The organism is Candidatus Jordarchaeum sp. (genome assembly GCF_052745115.1).
On sequence record NZ_JBRAKS010000052.1, the window covers coordinates 1 to 15,907 of the forward strand.

14 protein-coding genes are annotated in these 15,907 nt (G+C 39.7%); 8 read left to right on the forward strand and 6 right to left on the reverse strand.

Annotated elements, in window-relative coordinates; translation table 11 throughout:
* The first annotated feature begins 326 nt into the window (after window positions 1–326).
* The 6 genes from ACUVXA_RS05585 to ACUVXA_RS05610 all read left to right on the forward strand — a co-directional run bounded on the left by ACUVXA_RS05585 (window position 327) and on the right by ACUVXA_RS05610 (window position 7,144).
* Complete coding sequence (locus ACUVXA_RS05585) at window positions 327–1,247, forward strand: pantoate kinase (protein WP_445870257.1); 921 nt, start codon at window positions 327–329, stop codon at window positions 1,245–1,247.
* Between the two features lie 13 nt (window positions 1,248–1,260).
* Window positions 1,261–2,028, forward strand: a complete 768-nt coding sequence (locus ACUVXA_RS05590) for a phosphopantothenate/pantothenate synthetase (protein WP_445870258.1) — start codon at window positions 1,261–1,263, stop codon at window positions 2,026–2,028.
* 222 nt (window positions 2,029–2,250) lie between these two features.
* Complete coding sequence (locus tag ACUVXA_RS05595; protein ID WP_445870259.1) at window positions 2,251–4,140, forward strand: ASKHA domain-containing protein; 1,890 nt, start codon at window positions 2,251–2,253, stop codon at window positions 4,138–4,140.
* A gap of 200 nt (window positions 4,141–4,340) precedes the next feature.
* On the forward strand, window positions 4,341–5,270 hold the full coding sequence (locus ACUVXA_RS05600) for a ketopantoate reductase family protein (protein ID WP_445870260.1): 930 nt from the start codon (window positions 4,341–4,343) through the stop codon (window positions 5,268–5,270).
* Window positions 5,271–5,275: 5 nt separating this feature from the next.
* A complete protein-coding gene (mfnA, locus tag ACUVXA_RS05605; RefSeq protein WP_445870261.1) occupies window positions 5,276–6,454 on the forward strand; it encodes a tyrosine decarboxylase MfnA in 1,179 nt (392 codons plus the stop codon).
* A 132-nt stretch (window positions 6,455–6,586) separates the two neighbouring features.
* Entirely contained in the window at window positions 6,587–7,144 is a 558-nt protein-coding gene (locus ACUVXA_RS05610) for a TATA-box-binding protein (protein WP_445870262.1), read from the forward strand.
* Between the two features lie 39 nt (window positions 7,145–7,183).
* On the opposite strand, the gene ACUVXA_RS05615 is transcribed toward ACUVXA_RS05610, so the two are convergent.
* From ACUVXA_RS05615 to ACUVXA_RS05630, 4 genes are all read right to left on the reverse strand, one after another.
* Window positions 7,184–8,941: an aldehyde ferredoxin oxidoreductase family protein gene (locus ACUVXA_RS05615; RefSeq protein WP_445870263.1), complete on the reverse strand. Its 1,758-nt coding sequence runs from the start codon at window positions 8,939–8,941 to the stop codon at window positions 7,184–7,186.
* Window positions 8,942–9,367: a 4Fe-4S binding protein gene (locus ACUVXA_RS05620; RefSeq protein WP_445870264.1), complete on the reverse strand. Its 426-nt coding sequence runs from the start codon at window positions 9,365–9,367 to the stop codon at window positions 8,942–8,944.
* Between the two features lie 165 nt (window positions 9,368–9,532).
* Window positions 9,533–11,068: a DUF790 family protein gene (locus ACUVXA_RS05625; protein WP_445870265.1), complete on the reverse strand. Its 1,536-nt coding sequence runs from the start codon at window positions 11,066–11,068 to the stop codon at window positions 9,533–9,535.
* A gap of 2 nt (window positions 11,069–11,070) precedes the next feature.
* Window positions 11,071–12,411, reverse strand: a complete 1,341-nt coding sequence (locus ACUVXA_RS05630; RefSeq protein ID WP_445870266.1) for a DEAD/DEAH box helicase family protein — start codon at window positions 12,409–12,411, stop codon at window positions 11,071–11,073.
* A gap of 271 nt (window positions 12,412–12,682) precedes the next feature.
* On the opposite strand from ACUVXA_RS05630, the gene ACUVXA_RS05635 reads away from it, so the two are divergent.
* A complete protein-coding gene (locus tag ACUVXA_RS05635; RefSeq protein ID WP_445870267.1) occupies window positions 12,683–13,063 on the forward strand; it encodes a roadblock/LC7 domain-containing protein in 381 nt (126 codons plus the stop codon).
* 71 nt (window positions 13,064–13,134) lie between these two features.
* Here the strand turns inward: ACUVXA_RS05635 and ACUVXA_RS05640 are convergent, their stop codons facing one another.
* A complete protein-coding gene (locus ACUVXA_RS05640) occupies window positions 13,135–13,509 on the reverse strand; it encodes a roadblock/LC7 domain-containing protein (RefSeq protein ID WP_445870268.1) in 375 nt (124 codons plus the stop codon).
* A gap of 273 nt (window positions 13,510–13,782) precedes the next feature.
* On the opposite strand from ACUVXA_RS05640, the gene ACUVXA_RS05645 reads away from it, so the two are divergent.
* Window positions 13,783–14,979, forward strand: coding sequence for a HEAT repeat domain-containing protein (locus ACUVXA_RS05645; protein WP_445870269.1), 1,197 nt, complete (start codon window positions 13,783–13,785; stop codon window positions 14,977–14,979).
* A gap of 173 nt (window positions 14,980–15,152) precedes the next feature.
* Here the strand turns inward: ACUVXA_RS05645 and ACUVXA_RS05650 are convergent, their stop codons facing one another.
* Window positions 15,153–15,713 carry a hypothetical protein gene (locus ACUVXA_RS05650; RefSeq protein ID WP_445870270.1) on the reverse strand — a complete coding sequence of 187 codons (561 nt, stop codon included), beginning with the start codon at window positions 15,711–15,713 and terminating at the stop codon, window positions 15,153–15,155.
* Window positions 15,714–15,907 lie beyond the last annotated feature (194 nt).

A 15,907-nucleotide genomic window follows, 5' to 3' on the forward strand; every position in this document is an offset into this window, starting at 1 on the left:
CCCCATACGCTTACGCGTTTTAGACAAAGGACGAAAATCTAGTTTTTCATGGTAATAAACCAATGTAACTTCATCTTTACCTGAGAAGGAGATATAATCAAAAGATTCAAAATTATTTTATTTAGGATAATTTAACTTTAAAAAATTCTATACTATTTTACAATTGTAAAAAATAAAATTCCTGCTTTTAATTATGACACTAATAATAATTTTACCATAAGGCTTTTATTTAATAAAAAATGTCGTCACAACAAAGATAATAAAAATACCATTGCCATCTTCAAATCTACTGTTTTCAAAAAACGCATGGATGGATGTGAATAAACTTGGTTATAGAAGCAAGAGCCTTCTCCCCAGGACATATAACGTGCTTTTTCCAGATATGTGATGCACCGATAGATCCTTTGCTCAAAGGTTCCAAAGGCGCTGGGTTCTCTATACAGCATGGCATTACTACAAGAGTGCAGATTAGTCTTGCTAATAATACCTCGGTAGAAGTCTCAGTCAATGGTAAATCCTGTGATGCTAATGTCACTCGAGCTGTTGCGGAACTGGCACTGGATTTGGCTCTCCAGAAACATAACCAGAAATACGATGTAAAAATCGTTCAGGAAATGCAGATACCTGTGGGAGCAGGATACGGTGCCAGCGGTGCGGCGGCCTTAAGCACTTCTCTTGCGCTTAATCAAGCTTTAAATTTGGGACTGACCCAGGATAATAGTGCGCAGCTGGCCCATATTGCAGAGGTTACTCATAAAACAGGTTTGGGTGATGTTATTGCTCAGAATAGGGGAGGTGTGGAAATAAGACTTAAACCGGGTGCACCGGGATACGGTCAGATAGACATCATACCGTCTGCATGTAACTTTGATGTGGTTTGTGGCTCTGTGGGAAAGCTAGAAACAAAAGAAGTTCTTTCTAATCCGGAGAAAAGAAAAAAGATTAATGAGGCTGGCGATAGGCTGGTAAAGGAGCTTTTGAATGAAGCATCTATCGACAATTTAATATCTCTTTCAAAAAGGTTTACTATGCAAACTGGTTTGGCTTCCCCGACCGTTATTAACACTATTAGGAGCTTAGAGGATTCTGGATTTCCCCTTTGTAGCATGGTTATGTTAGGTCAATCCGTTTTCTGCTTTGTTAGCGAGAAGGATTCAAAGAATGCTTGCAACATTTTTAGAGAGTGTATGCCTGATGGAATTGTTTTCGTTTCAAAAATCGACAATATCGGAGCGAGACTAGTTTAGGAGGTTGAGCTCAATGAGCGAGATTCCTAATAATCATCCTCGTGCAGAATCCCTAAGAATCAGACATAGGATCATTGAGGGAATGGATCGAAACGTGGTTGCTAAAGCCGGATTGATAGCACATGGTAGAGGAGAGGCATTTGACTATCTCCTAGGAGAGGAAACAACAGCTCCCGCTAAGAAAGCTATCAAAGCTGCAGCAGCGGCCTTGCTACTATCCAATTATCCTGTTATTAGTGTAAATGGTAACTCTGCCGCTCTTACGCCCAAAGAAATAGTGAAATTATCAGAGGTGTCGGGAGCTAAATTAGAGGTAAATATTTTTTACCGAAGCCCAGGACGCTTAGAAGCTATTAAAGAGGTTTTGGAAGAAGCAGGGGCTAAAGAGGTGCTGGGTGTGGGGGAAACTGCTGATGGGGAAATTCCTGAAATTTCAAGTGTGAGAAGGGTGGTGGATAGGAGGGGAATTTTAATCGCCGACACTGTTATAGTGCCTATAGAGGATGGTGATAGAACTCAAGCTTTAAGAAAAATTGGAAAAACTGTAATCGCCGTGGATCTTAATCCTTTGAGCAGAACCTCGCAACTAGCAAATATTACAATAGTTGACAATCATGTAAGATGTATGCCTCTATTAGTTGAAGAAGTTAAAAAATTGAAGAATGCTTCGAAAGAGGAGCTTAAAAAAATTCTAGATGATTATGACAATCAAAAAATCTTAGGAGAAGTTTTAGAACTAATTCGAGATAGATTAACCGAAATTTCAAAGAAAGGTGTTTAGTTCACTTAAAATCTATGTGGCAAAATTATTGAGAAGAAATAATCTTAAATTCTCAAAATTTTCTTAATGAAGGATTAATAGGAAACATCTACTTTTGTAGACTTATTATAAACATTTAAATAAAAAAATACCTACGGAAAACAAGGAATAATTAATTTGAAAGACATTATCGGCAATTTTTCCTGTTTATGATTATATTTCTTGAGTTCCGGGTGAATAACATTGAAAAAAATTACTATCCAGTTTGAACCAGAAGGAAGGAAGGTTGAAACTAATCCCGATCTGAATATTTTGGAAATTGCTCAAGATGCGGGAATTGGCATAAGATCCGAATGCGGTGGTAAAGCCATCTGTGGTAAGTGCCGTATTATTATACAAGATCAAAGACCTGTCAGCAAATTAACAGATGCTGAAAGGAGGCTTCTTTCAGAAGATGAAATATTTGAAGGCTATCGTCTTGCATGCTCCACAATAGCCAAAGGAGATCTGGTGGTTGAGATTCCCGAAGAGAGCCGTATAAGAATTCGTCGGATGCAGATCACGGGGATGGAACTCCCAGTGAAGCTAGATCCGTTGGTAAAAAAGTTTCACGTGGTTTTACCGAAGGCTACTCTACAAGACATAAGACCAGACGCGGAAAGACTGCTTGACTCTCTGGAAAGTGAATATAGAATTACCGGTCTAGAGCTGAATCAAAAAATACTCAGCAACTTACCTGATATTATAAGAGAAAAAAATTGGGAGGTCACAGTTGTTGTTTGGAATGGGAAAAATTTGGTTGCTTTGGAGTCTGGTGACACTTCAAACATTCTTTACGGATTTGCGGTTGATATAGGTACCTCCAAACTTGTAGGATACTTAGTAAATCTAAGAAATGGAGAAACAGAAGAAATAGTTTCGGTTGAGAATCCCCAGATTTCATGCGGAGAGGATCTTATGACTCGAATATCTTATACTCTTGAGGGTGAAAACAACCTTAAAAGACTTCAAAGAATGGTTGTAGGATCGATTAATTCCTTAATGAAGCAAGCGTGTGACAATGTGGGTATTACAACTAAAAACATTTATGAACTCACAATTGTTGGAAACACCGCTATGCATCACTTCTTTCTTGGAATTCAACCAAAATACGTATCCTATTCTCCCTATGCTCCTGCTGTAAAAAGTCCTCTAAATGTTAGAGCTTCAAATTTGAATCTCGCTGTGGAACCCGAGGTGAATGTGTACGTGTTACCATGTGTTGCTGGTTTTGTGGGGGCTGACGCGGTTGGAGATGCTATCGCTTCGGGTGTTTGTGAGAGCGAGGAGCGTTCGCTTCTAATCGATATTGGAACCAACACTGAGGTATTTGTGGGAAACAGCGAAGATATAATTGCGTGTTCCTGTGCCTCGGGACCAGCTTTCGAAGGAGCACACATAAAATACGGAATGAAAGCTGTAACCGGGGCAATTGAAAAAATAAAAATTAATTCAGGTAATCTTGAGGTGAGCTATGAAACAATAGACGACGAACCACCAGTGGGCATTTGTGGTTCAGGAATTCTAGACGGAGTAGCAGAATTAATCAGAACAGGTGTAATAAATATTCGAGGCCGATTCACCAACATGGACAATGAACGATTAATACAACAAAATGGTAAGAAGGAATTTGTTATCGCATGGGGAAACGAAACTGTCACAGGCAAAGAGATCACGATAACCCAGGCAGACATAGGGGAAATACAACTCTCCAAAGGCGCAATACACACCGGAGTAGCCATAACCATGAGAAGAAGAGGATACACCAAAGAAGATTTGGGCCGCGTCTACATAGCAGGAGCATTCGGCTACCACATAGACCCCATGAGTGCCAAAATCATTGGAATGCTACCAGATATACCCACAGAAAAAATAAAATTCGTGGGAAACACCGCTATCACCGGAGCCAAGATGTGCCTAACATCCCGGGAAACCCGAGAAAAGGCTCACACTCTCTCAAAGAAAATAAGATATCTTGAGCTAGCCGTAGACCCCGACTTCCAAAAAGAATTTGTAAACTCCATGTACATACCCTACAAAAATATGGAGGAGTACCCCACAGTCATAAAATTACTCAAGAAAAAAAGTGAATAGTCTATTAAAAAATCATTCTCCAAAAAAATTTGGAATTAAAAAGATAATCTTTATACAAAATCTTTTTTCACCATCCAAATTTTTACAGGGCTAGTAAACCTCATAAATATTTGAAATAATCTTCTTCCTATCCATAAAAATTTTAAAAAAATCTTGGGCGAGGCAGACACTATTTACCCTGCGAAGTGTGGTGTGTATTATTGAAGATTGCTATCATGGGTTCTGGGAGTATGGGCAGCCTATTTGGTGGATTTCTCGCCAAAAGCGGAGTAGACGTAACACTAATTGACAAAAAAACCATAACGGACGCCATTAAAAAAAACGGATTAGAAATAACCGGTATCAGCGGAGACCATCACATTAAAGCCAAAGCCACCCACAACCCCTCAGACGTGGGAATAGTAGACCTGGTACTGATAATAGTAAAGGCCTACGACACCGAACAAGCAGTTAAAGATGCAGTTCCCCTGATTGATAAAAATACTTGGGTCATGTGTCTCCAAAACGGACTAGGAAACGAAGAAATAGCAGCGTACATAATAGGAAAAGAAAAAATTATCAGAGGCATAACCACCAACGGTGCAATGCTTCACAAACCCGGAAAAGTCATTCACTCCGGAACTGGCGAAACCATCATCGGAAGATGCTACGAACCAAACACACTCGAAGTTGATAACATTGCCCAAATGATCACCAAGAGCGGTCTCCCTACAAGCGTCACCCAAAACATTTCCGGAATAGTATGGGGGAAAGCCTTGGTAAATGCGGGAATAAACCCCTTCGGAGCACTTACCGGTTTAAGAAACGGTGAACTTCTAGAAGTTCCCGAAATAGTAGTGGGCATGAAGGAACTAGTAATGGAAGGAATGGAGGTTGCATACAAACTCGGTATACACCTACCCTTCGACCCAGTGGAAAAAACATTCGACGTGGCCAGAGAAACCGCCCAAACCAAAAACTCAATGCTCCAAGACATTGAAAAAGGCAAACGCACCGAAATCGACTACATAAACGGAGCAATATCCAAATACGGAGAAAAACTACGCGTACCAACACCCATGAACGATCTAATAACCGCACTAGTAAAAGGACTGGAAAAAAGAACCGCAAAAAACTCTAGAAGCAGGTGAAAAACTTGAACCAAACAGGAATCTCCCAAGAAAAAATCTTAGAAGAGCTAAGCGAAAGATTGAACAAAGATTTAACCTATGAATCGGGAAAAATCCTGGGAAGCATGTGCACCACTCCCCACGAATTGGCGAAAAAAGTAATGACCATGTACTTGGAAAAGAATCTTGGAGACCCCGGACTATTCAAGGGAACACAAGAAATAGAAATAGAAACAATAAAAATGCTCGGCACCCTCTTGAACAACCCCAAAAGCTGGGGATACATAGTAAGCGGAGGCACTGAAGGCAACATCGTAGCCATGAGAATCGCCAGAAACATCGGAAGGGCAAAAGGTAAAAGAGGAACACCACAAGTAATTGTTCCAGTCTCAGCACACGCATCATTCGACAAGGCCGCAGACCTACTAAACCTCCGCCTAATCCGGATCGGCCTCGACCAAGAATACCGAGTAAAAACCTCCGAAGTAAAAAAGGCAATCACAGAGAAAACAATAGCCATAGTGGGAATAGCAGGCACCACATCCCTCGGAACCATAGACCCCATAGAAGAACTATCCGACATCGCCCTCGAAAACAATCTATACCTACACGTAGACGCCGCCTTTGGAGGAATGGTAATCCCCTTCTTGGAAAGATTAGGATACAAACTTCCCAAATTCGACTTCCGAAACCAAGGAGTCAACTCCATAACCATAGACCCCCACAAAATGGGACTAGCCCCCATACCCGCAGGAGGAATCCTCCTAAAAGACCGCAGATACATCCTAAAAAACTGCTTCGAAATCCCCTACCTAGCCGGAGGAACCTACGCCCACCCCATAATACTCGGAACCCGCTCCGGAGCAACAATACTCGCCACCTGGGCCACCCTCAAACGCCTCGGAACAGAAGGCTACACCAAAATAGTAAAGAACTGCATGAACATAACAAACCAACTAGCACAAGGCTTGGAAAAAATAGAAAACATTGAACTCGCAGCCAAACCCGTAATAAACATCGTAGGAATAACCTCAAAAATACTAGACATCTGCCAAATCGACCAAGAACTAAGAAAACAAAACTGGGCCCTCGGAAAATTCACAAACCTCCTTCGCGCAGTAATAATGCCCCACGTAAAACCACAACACATACAACAATTCCTAACAGACCTCCAACAAGTCACAAAAAAACTCCAACAAAACTAAACCAAAGAGTTTTAAAATATCACACACTTTAATATAATAAAAATCTCAAACCACTCATGCACAAATTTATAAGTAAAAACCATTATAAATACTTGAATTTGAGTTTAAGTACATCCATGGGGGAAAATACACATGCCCAAAGTCCAATTCGTCCACATAGAAAATGTAGTCGCATCCGTAACAATCGACCAAAAAATAGACCTAGAAAAAATAGCAAGATCCGTACTAAATGTGGAGTATGACCCCGAACAATTCCCAGGACTCGTATACCGCCTAGAAAAGCCAAAAACGGCAACATTAATCTTCAACTCAGGAAAAATGGTTTGTACTGGAGCAAAATCTGAAAAGGAGGTTCATAAAGCCGTAAATCTCATTGTGAAGGAGCTGCAGGAGGCCGGTATTATTGACACAACGTCGGAGCCGTTGATTCAGATTCAAAATATTGTGGCTTCGGCAAGTTTAGGCACTGATCTAAATTTGGAGCTTGCCGCTTACACCTTACCTGATGTTATGTATGAACCCGAACAATTCCCGGGTCTCATTTACCGCATGAAAAATCCCAAGGTTGTGATACTTCTGTTCACGACTGGGAAGCTAGTGTGCACAGGCGCCAAAAAGGAGGAGGAGATTTACACCGCTGTTGAGAATGTGTTGAAGACTTTGACTGAGCTTGGTATTACTCGTAGTTAAACTGTGTCCGGATTTTAATGGGAGAAAGTTTGGTTAGGTTTAGGTTTTTATTTTTTCGGCGTAGTGTTTAATGGCTTCTTCTATTGTTTCTTTTTGTATTTTTTTGTGTGGGGATTCGGTTTCCAGTATTCTTGCTGGTATTTTTAATTGGTTGAAGTTGAATCCTTCTCGGAGTTTGAATTTATATTTTTCTTTGAGAATTTTTTCTCCGGTTTTTACGAGTTGTTTCTCGTTGAAGTCTAGCGCGACTGTTTTTAGGGCTTTGGTTACGATGTCTGGTGTGTATACGCCTCGGGCGAAGAAGCATACTACGAGGCTAGAGAGTATTTGGCGCCAGGCTTCTTCTTTTAATAGTTTGTCGGCGATGTTTTGAGGGGTTAGTTCCTGGGTTTTTCCCACTGCTTTCTGGTCTATACTGTATCCGGCGGAGTCAAGGTGGCTGTGTCTGGCTCCGGTGCAGAATCCTGCGTATCCTGCGGGTCCAGTGTGGTATCCGGCCATTTCGTTTCCACCCATGGCTAGGGCGAATTCTGTTCCCCCATATTTTTCCGCGGCTTTGTCCACGCCTTTTGCGAGGAGCTTGTAGAATTGGTTTGGCTGTTCCACTATTAACTCAATCATTTTGAGATAGGTTTTGTAGTCGCCCCATTTAGGTTCTAATCCCAAGGTTTCTTCTTTTGTTACGAACTCTTTTTGTATTGCTTCTGTGGCCCAGGCGAGAACTACACCAGTGCTCATAGCATCTAGGCCCCAGTTTTCAACTTCGTCGATAAGTTTAAGAACGCCGTGAACGCTTGAGATTCCGAGCATACAGCCAAGGGCATATAATAATTCATAATCATAGGGTACCATAGTGGTCTTGTAGAAGTAGGGTTCGTCCTCGTAGGGTTCTCTCAGTGTTGCCAGATGTATGCAGGCTACCGGGCAGTGGGCGCACGCCACTCTGCGGCCCAAGTATTTTTCAGCCAAGTTTTCTCCAGATATTTCTTCTGCGCTCTCGAAGCAAGCTTGCTCCAGATTTCTTGTCGGTAATCCTTTCAATTCGTTTAGTACTAGTATGTTTGAGGCTGTTCCCAGTTCGTGGTATTTTTGCAGTGCAGAAGATTTTGTTTGCTGATCATACAAAGTTTCGTAAACTTCTCTATAGAGTTTTTTCTCTGCCACTTGAGAGGTTTTTCGGCCAGATACAAGAACCGCCTTCAGCCTCTTGCTTCCAAAGACCGCTCCCAATCCTAATCTACCAAAATGACGGTAAGTCTCGGTAACCACATTCGCATAAGTGACAAGACTTTCCCCCGCCTTCCCAATCCGCATAATCGTTCTATTACCTGAACCCGGCTCATTCTCCCTTATAACTCTGCCCACAGTTTGGGCACTATCCATACCCCAGTACGCTGCACCGTCTCTGAAAAACACCTTATCCTCGTGAATAGCCAGGTAAACCGGGCTCTCACTCACTCCCTTTATCACTATTGCACCATAACCAGCAGATCTGATGGCTACGGCGCTCCTGCCACCAGCGTGACTCTCTCCCAAATTTCCGGTATGGGGGGATTTAAACATGGCAACGGTTTTTGAGGCCATAGGGTAAAGATTAGTGAGAGGCCCCACAGCAAAAACAATAACATTTCCTGGACCAAGCGGATCAGCGCCTTCCTTACACTCCTCAAGTAACAGTTGCGTCGCTACTCCAGCTCCCCCAATGTATTCCTCAAAAAGCTCCCGCCTATCTCTCACCCGGTAAAGGTGCCTGGATAGGTCAACATACAAAACATCTGAAGGTAAAAATTGAGACATTCAGCTCACCTCACTCCCCGTTTTAATCTCCTCCAATTCTATTACATCATAAGGACAATACTTAGCGCAAATACCGCAGTACACACATATCTCCGGCTTATTGTTTTCCTCGTCCCAAAAAACCGCTCCAATTGGACAAGCCTCAACGCACCTACCGCAACCAATACACTTATCCTTATCCAGAGTGACGCCATATCCCTTCCTAGATTTAAGTGCATCAACCGGGCATACTCTTGCACATGGGGCAGGCTCTTTACAGGCACGACAAACAACCACCACAAACCCCCTTTCAACACCACCAGCCGACTTCACATGAATAGTACTCTTACCAAGACCACCAACTCCGAACCTGCGAGCGCAATTAAAAGAACACAGTTGGCAGCCAACGCATAGTTCGGATTCAATGACGGCCAATCGTTTTGGCAAGACCTCACCTCCGTACTATTTAATCTCCAAAATAAGATTGAATACCTTCATTAAAAAAAGAATATTTAAGAATAACCCGAAAACCTTTAAAAATGGTGGGACGTGATTATTGAATTTTTTCATGTATTGGTTGATTTTTTATTCTGGTGGAGTTAAATTTGGTAATTAGTCTTCCTTTTTGGTTATGGTTACTTTCTCGGGGTCTAGTGCGGACCATATGACTTTATAGCCTAAAACTTCAAGTAGTTGGTCAACTTCTAATATGCCTTTTCTCTGGAAAAGTGTTGCTGCTTCGGTGCGGGTTTTAATGTTTAGATTTTCTAATTCTTGCCCCAGTTTTATTAACATTCTTTCGCTTATCATGGTGTTTCCTACTAGTTTGTATCCTTTTACATTTATGCTTTCTTTGATGGCTTTTACGCTTACTTTGTGTTTGGATGCTAGTTCCTTGAGGGGAACGATGTCTTTGTCTAGTTGGAAGGTGGCTATTTGTAGTTTGGCTTTTTCTTGTCTTATTTTGTTTTGTTCCAGCTTTTTTAGTATTTCAACTATTGGTTTTAGGGGTACTTTTTTCTTGTAGTATATTATGTTTCCTGGAATGTTTTCGAAGGTGGAGCATGCTAGGTTTTGGTCCACGGCTAAAATTAGTTTCTGTTCTATTTTTTCCAGTTTGGCCATTTTTCTTTCCAGGTATTCTTCGGTCCAGAATCCTATGATCTCCATGAGGATTTTCATGCCTTCCTTCTCAAAGCCGAAGTCGGGTATCATTACCGTGGATCCACTTATCAACGGCTCGGGTTCTCTGCTTAGGGTCCAACCGGTTTTCAGTGCGTTGAATCGGTGAAAGAAGTCTTCCTCCACTTGGCTGTCGAACCTTTCTCTCTCCCTGGTGTAAGGTGTTCTTAATTTGTCCGCTTCTCTTTTATCCATTATGAAATCGTAAAATCGTGGTTTTTTCTCCAAGCCTCTTCTTAGTATACTGGCCTTTATTTGCCATCCCTCCAGGGAAACTATTAATGGGAGAATTTTTGCCATTGATGTACCGTAACGTTCAGTTAATTTCAGGAGTGATACGGGTCCGTCTATGTTTATCACAAAATTGCCGTTGTGTACTTCTGCTTGGTACATTAATCCATAAAACTTTATCGTTCTAAAAAGCTCTTGATAACCTGACCTGACTAAAATCTCCATATTTGTGGCGCTAAATAGTAATGTTTGAGCCAAAGACAGATTGTACAATTTTAAGAGTTCAATGGGTTCGACTTCTTCAAATTCTTTGAGAACCAGTTCGTGTTCATAGTCCGCCCATAGGGACTTCTCTAAATCTTCGACGGAAACTCCGAGAATGGTTGCAGACTTTTTTATCACCCTTTCCCTTTTTTCTTCATTGGTTATCACGCCCAAACTGTTTGCTTCCTCAAAAACCACCCTTCTGGCTTCTGCTGGTTCTAGGGGACTAATACTCTCAAACCTGCATCTTCTCTCCAAAAGCACACGTAATCCTCGAATGAATCTATAGTTAAGATCCTCCTCGAACTCGTCAAGCACACTTGATAGCTCACCCTGCTTTCTTCCCACATACTCCTTGAAAGTTTTTATAATTTCATCAGCGATGGCTACTTGCTCTTCACTCAATGGGGAGAAAATGGGTGTTATTCTTCTTCCCCAAACCCTTGAAACTAGAAGCTCAGAAGGTAACATAACTAATCCTCAATAGCACTTCTTCTTCTTCGGGATGTGGCAACTTCCGACGTGGCTTTTGTGATTATTTCATAGAGAATTGCAGATTTGTTTTCCTTCCTTCTGAGAATTCTTCCCAGTCTCTGTATGAATTCTCTTCTGCTTCCCGTTCCGCTAAGAATTACTCCCACACTTGCCTCCGGTACATCTATCCCCTCATCTAGAACCTTTGAAGTTACGAGAATCTTGTATTTGCCCTTCCTGAATTTTTCCAAATTTTCTACTCTTTCATTTTTTGGGGTTTTATGAGTGATAGAGGGGATCAGAAAATTTTTGGATATCATGTAGACTAGATCATTATACTCGGTGAAAATCAGCATTCTATCCCCTGCATGTTTTTCTAAAATTTCTCTTAGCGTTTTTAATTTGGAAGAAGCATTCAAGGCTATTACTCGGGCACGATGTCTTGCAAGTAGGGCTTTTCTAGCCCTAGGATCCTTTCCACTTCTAAACACCAGTTTCTTAAAATCTCTAGGGGATTTTAGAGAAATATTGCTCTGTGCGAGATAATCTAGATAGATTCTGTACTGCTTTTCATACTCCTCTTTTTCTTTCGGCGACAAGTCTACAACTATTTTTTCAATTATGAAATTTGCTAAGTGATTGCCAGCCAATTCTCCAACGGTTAACTCGAAAATTTTTCCTCCCACTAACCTATCTAATTCTGAATGCAAACCGTCTTCTCTTTCATAGGTTGCGGTAAGCCCCATCCGGTAAGGCGCCGCGAGCATTTCAGCAATATGGATATAACCTGGGGCTGGAAGATGATGCACCTCGTCGAATATAACGAAAGCAAATTTGTTGCCTAGCTTCTCGACGCGCAGATAGGCAGTGTCATAAGTTGCTACGGTAATGGGCTCCAATTCATGAACTCCGCCCCCGTAGAGCCCAATTTTTATTTTGAACTCTTTAGATAGTTGAGTTTGCCACTGATCCATTAAGTCTAGTGTCGGAACCACAATCAGGGTGGGCTCGCTAATTAGCGATATAGCTTTTAAAGCAAGAATCGTTTTACCGGCACCTGTGGGAAGAACTATAACTCCTCTTCTACCTGCATCGAGCCAAGCATTTAAGGCGTCCTCTTGATAATCTCTTAATTCTGTTTTGATGCTAAAAACTGGGCAAGGTATCAAATCTAATACGTTATCCGAAATTTCCATCTTAGAACATTTAAGGAAATCTACAATATCCGCGTAGTACATTGCCAAGGCCCTATAGGCATTCGAACGAGTGTCCCAATAAGAATTGGGGACTCTTACACCATGAACTAAAATAGTTCCCTTATCATAAATTAACTTGACCACTAGTCTAACGCCTCTCGGACAAATAATATTTTAAATAAGCATTGTATCAAGATTTATAGAAAAAGAGGCTTTTAACAATTATAAAAATTATTCAAGGATATAATAAAAATAGCTATTTAGTAGCATAATTGACAAAATTATTCTAGAACTATTCGCAAAAATACCCATAAAGTATTAGAGTCAAAATTAACTAAATTCTAAATGAGAAACCTTTTAAATTTAAATAGATTCATCATATTTTAATCGATAGAGATTTCTGGAGGTTTCCCAGTTGTCAAAAAAATGGCGCTTAGAGTTCGAGGCTGCCTTAAAAGAGATGCGCAGAGCAAATCCACAAATCATCGCTTCAGCAATAGTGAGGACGGACGGCTTGGTTCTGGCTTCAGAGCTACCTAGAAACGCCGATGAGGGAATTGTAAGCGCTATGAGTGCAGCAGTACTTAATATTGGTAATAGATCTGTTAACGAATTAAACAGAGGAAAACTGGATAAAGTAATAATCAGTGGCTCTAAGGGAGATATAGTCATATGTGGAGTAGGAGATATTGCACTGCTCTCTGCAATAACCAATCCTGACTCAAACTTGGGACTCGTTATTCTCGAAATGAGAAGAGCAAGCGATAAAATAAAAGAAATATTGAAACAAATCTGAAAAAATAGGTTCAAACCAGACTGCCACTAATTTAAATGCATTAGAGGGTTAAATAGAAATAATTATATTGGTTATAATTGGTTATACTCGAAATTTTCTACTATTTGTCGCAATTTAAAGAGTGCTAAACCAAGTTGGTGTTCTTTAAGACCAGAAACAACCAAAATATGAGAATTAGACACTTTTATTAGGGTATAACCATTTTTACCATGCAAGATAAATTCTTCAATTTCTCCTGTTTGTAATGCTTCTGCGATCTTTTTATTTTTTTCAAGGGATTCAAGAATTAAGGTGCCTATTTTCTCAGTTTTGCTATATTTTATTTTGCTAGCTCTAACTGTTCCCTCTTTATCTATAATTGCAACATCTAGTCCACTAGAAAACTGGAGTTCTTCAATGGTGTCATTGAGATATATTTGATCTATTTTTGATTCCACTGTGGTCATTATTTCACCTCAAATTTATAATTTTTTCTTCAAATTCGCTATTTAAACGCACCACGCGTTTTGGCTACTATAAGTAACTTTATCGGAATTCATATATAAATTTTTTGTAGTAAAGCTACATAATTTAATATACATTTTAAGGAAAATCCTTAGTTGCAAATAAGTTAAAAATAAAAGATTTCATATTTTTTAGTAATAGAAAATTTGAGTAGAATAATTCTAGTACTATATTTTAGCCCATTTCCTTTATTAAAAAATCGTGAAGGGAATAAATTGACTGAAGAAGATTTCAAAATTATTGGAAATCTTTTGTTAGAGGATAAACTTGAAGAAGCTTACAATAAGTTACTATCACTTTTTAATGATAAAAACTTAGAAACAAGAGTTGCTGCTGTGTGGATTGTCAATTTTTCTGCAGAAAAGTTTCCCAAATTGGCGGAAAAAACTCTTCCCCACATTCTAATGTTGGCTCTTACGGATAATTCTACCTATGTTCGGGCAAATGCCACGGAGGTGTTAGGTCTTCTTAGTTTAACCGTTCCAGAATATTTTCAAATTCTTACATCAAAAATACTTGAATCACTTAAAAAATCAGATATTGATCATGTGTGGAATACCATTTTGGTTTTGGGCTTTATTGGCGGTACTAACCCTGAAATTATCAAAAACTTTATACCACACATTATGAAAAATCTGAATTCTGAAAATGAGATGATTAAAGGGACATCTGTAATAGCTACGGGCTGGATAGGAGGCTCTAATCCGGACTTGGTTAAGGATTATGTCCCAAATATAGTCAAGTTGGCTAAGGATGATGAGCTTATTTATGTAAGATCTAATGCTGTGGAGGCTCTAGTTTCTATCGCTTATAAAAAACCCGAAATTATTGAGAATCACGTATCTGATATTACTATTATTGCGGTAAAAGATTCCGATTCTCTAGTAAGGGGAAGTGCCGAGGAGGCATTAATTTTTCTGACCAAAGAAAAAGTAGAATTAATGCAGGAAATTATTAACAGTATATTCCGCGTTGTAGAAAACGAAGATGAACTAATAAGTTGGAATGCGGTTCTCGCCCTAGGATGGTTAGGAAGCAACAACCCGAAAATAATTAATGTTACCATCACCAATCTAATAAACTTCCTAAAATCTGAAAACGACAATACAAGGGGCACAGCTTCACTGGCTATAGGATGGATTGCGGGAAACAATCCAAAAGAAGCACAACCATTTCTTGATAGAATAACCCAAGTTTTAATGGAAATCTTAGAAGATGAAAATGCCACAGTTCGTAAAAAAGGAGTCGAGTCTCTAGGATGGATTGTTGGAAACTCGCCTCAAATTGCAACAAAAATCATGCCCAAAGTTAAGGCACTAGCTAACGAGGATAAAGATGAGAATGTAAGAGAGAAGGCAGAAAGCACTATTAAATTTATTTCAGACAGTTTGAATTATCACACAACAGGTTAAATAGCTTCTTCCATAGTAACTATTCACTTGGAAATCCCTCTTCCGCCTTAACAACACCATGAGGGGAATAGAGTGTATTAATTTGTCCCGATATACACAACAGATTCCAGTGTCAGACTTGTTTCTCTATTATACCATAGTTGCTATTTGTATGGTCTGAATTTAGATACAAATTATAGATTTTTTAATACATCTCTAACAGCTTTAATTAAATCTTCCAGTTTCTTTGAATCAAAGCTTTCAAAGTTCTCTAAATTAATATTAATATTAACAGATATCGGTATCTCTGGAATTCTTTCTAGCATGCTCACCTTAGAAGGTTGAGCAATTATGCTTTTCTTTTCACTTCTTAGCTCTTGGTCTCCTTTGGCCATCTTAACTATAATAGGTGATGTTCGGGTAAATTCTGCTCTTCTCTCAGAAATTTTTCTATCAGAAGGTTTAGTTTTTTTAGGCGAGTCCCCGAATAACATGAGAAATGTTCCAGGCTCTTTGTCTCCCATAATCTCGTTTATAGAGTAATTGAAACCATATTTGAGCTTTAATGATTTTATTATCCTCGAACCAAGAATTTTTAGACGCTTGGGAAGTTCCTCTGATTCCATCCAAAACCAGATATTTTTTCTATCATGGTCGACCACAATTAAAGCTCCCTCAAGACTTGTAGGATCTAAAGGAACAGAGTTTAATTCTCCATCATTTTTTACCTGATAAACTTCAACCCCTATAGACACAATAACACCCTCTATACCTTTTTAATATGAATTATTCTTTTAAATATAAAAACCTGTGGTAAACTGCTAGTCACTATTTGTGATTTTTTTATAGAATTCAGAATCGGTTTCTTAGTTCGTTTTCTATCAGATAATTTCTATATTTTGCTATGAAAAAGCTTTTCGCTTCAGTCCGAGAGGGGGCTGACCAGATA

Excerpts from the sequence above, each read along its gene's own strand:
- ACUVXA_RS05590 (WP_445870258.1), top strand. The coding sequence starts at position 1,261 with ATGAGCGAGATTCCTAATAATCATCCTCGTGCAGAATCCCTAAGAATC.
- ACUVXA_RS05610 (WP_445870262.1), top strand. The coding sequence starts at position 6,587 with ATGCCCAAAGTCCAATTCGTCCACATAGAAAATGTAGTCGCATCCGTA.
- ACUVXA_RS05615 (WP_445870263.1), bottom strand. The coding sequence starts at position 8,941 with ATGTCTCAATTTTTACCTTCAGATGTTTTGTATGTTGACCTATCCAGG.
- ACUVXA_RS05625 (WP_445870265.1), bottom strand. The coding sequence starts at position 11,068 with ATGTTACCTTCTGAGCTTCTAGTTTCAAGGGTTTGGGGAAGAAGAATA.
- ACUVXA_RS05640 (WP_445870268.1), bottom strand. The coding sequence starts at position 13,509 with ATGACCACAGTGGAATCAAAAATAGATCAAATATATCTCAATGACACC.